Raw genomic sequence first — 2,791 nt, forward strand, 5'->3', positions numbered from 1 at the left:
GGGCAGCTCGTCGGCGACGGTCGTTCCGGCCAGCCGCACGCGCTCGCTGCCCGTTTCGAGTTCGATCGCGCTCAGGTCGGGCGCGCCGCCCGAAATCCCCGCGAAGACGCGGTCGCCGCCTTCCTCGCAAGTGAAATTCAGCGGCTGGTCGTCGGTGTCGGCGACCTCATAGGCGAGGATCGCGCTCTTGACCGGCCCCTCGTCGTTGATGCGCATCGCCCAGTCATAGCCGTCGTTGACCGCCGGCGCGCCCGCCGCGCTCGCCGCGCCGCCCACAAGCATTGCCAGCGCGCCGCCGACCGAAACCACCGTCCGCATCATCATGTCCGTCCCTCCTATCACATCTGCACCGATTTCAATGCCATGAGAGCGAAACGGCCGGATTCGCTGTGAACGCGATCACTGATAGCGGATCAGCCGAGCGCCTTTTTCAGAAGCTCGTTCACCACCTGCGGGTTCGCCTTGCCCTGCATCGCCTTCATCGTCTGCCCGACGAAGAAGCCGAACAAGGCTTCCTTGCCGCCCTTATACTGCTCGACCTTGTCGGCATTGGCGGTCAGGATTTTGGCGATTTCGGCCTCGATCGCGCCGGTGTCGCTCGTCTGCTTGAGGCCGTCGCGCTCGACGATCACGCCCGCGGTGTCGCCGCTTTCGAGCATTTTTTCGAACACCTGTTTAGCGATCGTCCCCGAAATCGTGCCGTCGGCGACAAGGCCAAGCAGCTCGGCAGCATGCTCGGGCGACACCGGCGAATCCGAAATGTCGCGGCCCATGCGGTTGAGCGCGCCGAACAATTCGCTCGTCACCCAGTTCGCCGCCGCAACCGGCTTCGCGCCCGCGTCGAGCAATGTGTCGAACCAGCGCGCCGCCTCGACCTCGGCGGTCAGCACATCGGCGTTATACGGCGAAATCCCCGCGCTGAGATAGCGCGCGCGCTTGGCGTCGGGCAGTTCGGGCAGGCTTTCGCGGCATTCCGCCAGAAACGCGTCATCGAGTTCGAGCGGCAGCAGGTCGGGATCGGGGAAATAGCGGTAATCATGCGCGTCTTCCTTCGACCGCATCGACCGCGTTTCGTTGCGGTCGGGATCGTAGAGCCGCGTTTCCTGCACCACCGTGCCGCCGCTCTCGATCAGCGCGACCTGACGCTTCGCCTCGCCCTCGATCACCGCCATCACGAAGCGCACCGAATTGACGTTCTTCGTCTCGGTGCGCGTGCCGAATTCATCACCCGGCTTGCGCACGCTGACGTTGACGTCGGCGCGCATCGAGCCTTCTTCCATATTGCCGTCGCACGATCCGACATAGCGCAGGATCGAGCGCAGCTTGCGCACATAGGCCCCGGCCTCGGCGGGCGAGCGCATGTCGGGGCGCGAGACGATCTCCATCAGCGCGACGCCCGAGCGGTTGAGGTCGACGTAGGACATCGTCGGATGCTGGTCGTGCATCAGCTTGCCGGCGTCCTGTTCGACATGGATACGCTCGACCCCGATCGCCTTGTCGGCGGGAATCCCGGCTTTCTCGTCGGCTGCGATCGTCAATGAACCTTCGCCGACAAGCGGATGATAAAGCTGCGAAATCTGGTAACCCTGCGGCAAGTCGGCATAGAAATAATTCTTGCGGTCGAACCGCGACCATTTGTTGATCTGCGCCTCGATCGCCATCCCCGTGCGCACCGCCTGACGGATGCACTCGCGGTTCGGCACCGGCAGCATCCCCGGCATCGCGGCGTCGACCAGCGACACCTGCGTATTCGGCTCCGCCCCGAACGCCGTCGCGGCGCCCGAAAACAGCTTGGCGTTGGTCGTGATCTGCGCGTGGACCTCGAGGCCGATCACGACCTCCCACTCGCCGGTTTCGCCCTTGATGCGATAGTCGCTCATCTTACCACCACTTCTCGGCGCGCGCCGTAAAGCCCGCCCGCTCTTCAATAGCCAGCCCGGCGTTCAGCACGCCCTGCTCGTCGAACGCTTTGCCGATGATCTGCAAGCCCAGCGGCAGCCCTTCGCGGTTCAGCGCCGCGGGGACCGACATCGCGGGCAGCCCCGCAAGGCTCGCGGGCACCGCGAACACGTCGTTGAGATACATCGACAATGGATCGGCGGTCTTTTCGCCCAGCCCGAACGCCGCCGACGGCGCGGTCGGCGCGAGGATCACGTCGCAGCTTGCAAAGGCCGCCTCGAAATCGCGCGCGATCAGCGTCCGCACCTTCTGCGCCTGCGTATAATAGGCGTCATAGAAGCCCGCCGACAGCACATAGGTGCCGATCATGATACGACGCTTGACCTCCGGCCCGAAGCCATCGGCGCGCGTCGCGGCATACATGTCCTGCAGCCCCGCGCCATCGGGCAGGTCGCGCAAACCATAACGCACGCCATCATAGCGCGCGAGGTTCGACGACGCCTCGGCGGGCGCGATGATATAATAGGCCGGCAGCGCATATTTGGTGTGCGGCAGGCTGATCTCGACGACCTCGGCCCCCGCATCCTTCAGCATCGCGATGCCGGCGTCCCACATCGCGTCGATGTCGGGATCGATACCTTCCAGTCGATATTCCTTGGGAATGCCGACCGTCTTACCCTTGAGATCGCTCGACAAAGCCGCTTCCCAATTGGGCACCGCCATATCGAGGCTCGTCGCGTCCTTCGGATCAAAGCCCGCCATATTCTCGAGCATGATCGCGCAGTCGCGCACGTCGCGCGCCATCGGCCCCGCCTGGTCGAGCGAACTCGCGAACGCCACGATGCCCCAGCGCGAGCAGCGGCCATAGGTCGGCTTGATCCCCGAAATGCCG

At 64.6% G+C, this 2,791-nt stretch carries 3 protein-coding genes; all 3 read right to left on the reverse strand.

Features of this window, described 5'->3' with window-relative positions; genetic code table 11:
- Nucleotides 1-324, reverse strand: a 324-nt coding sequence (locus VJ811_RS11610) for a hypothetical protein (RefSeq protein ID WP_324072454.1), incomplete at its 3' end; no start/stop codon positions are given.
- A gap of 89 nt (nt 325-413) precedes the next feature.
- Nucleotides 414-1,880, reverse strand: a complete 1,467-nt coding sequence (gene gatB / locus VJ811_RS11615) for an Asp-tRNA(Asn)/Glu-tRNA(Gln) amidotransferase subunit GatB (RefSeq protein ID WP_324072456.1) — start codon at nt 1,878-1,880, stop codon at nt 414-416.
- 1 nt (nt 1,881) lies between these two features.
- Nucleotides 1,882-2,791, reverse strand: a 910-nt coding sequence (locus VJ811_RS11620; RefSeq protein WP_324072458.1) for an amidase family protein, incomplete at its 5' end; no start/stop codon positions are given.

The organism is Sphingopyxis sp. (assembly GCF_035250425.1).
GTDB lineage: Bacteria > Pseudomonadota > Alphaproteobacteria > Sphingomonadales > Sphingomonadaceae > Sphingopyxis.

Coding starts and splice junctions, on each gene's coding strand:
- gatB (WP_324072456.1), bottom strand. CDS start 1,880: ATGAGCGACTATCGCATCAAGGGCGAAACCGGCGAGTGGGAGGTCGTG.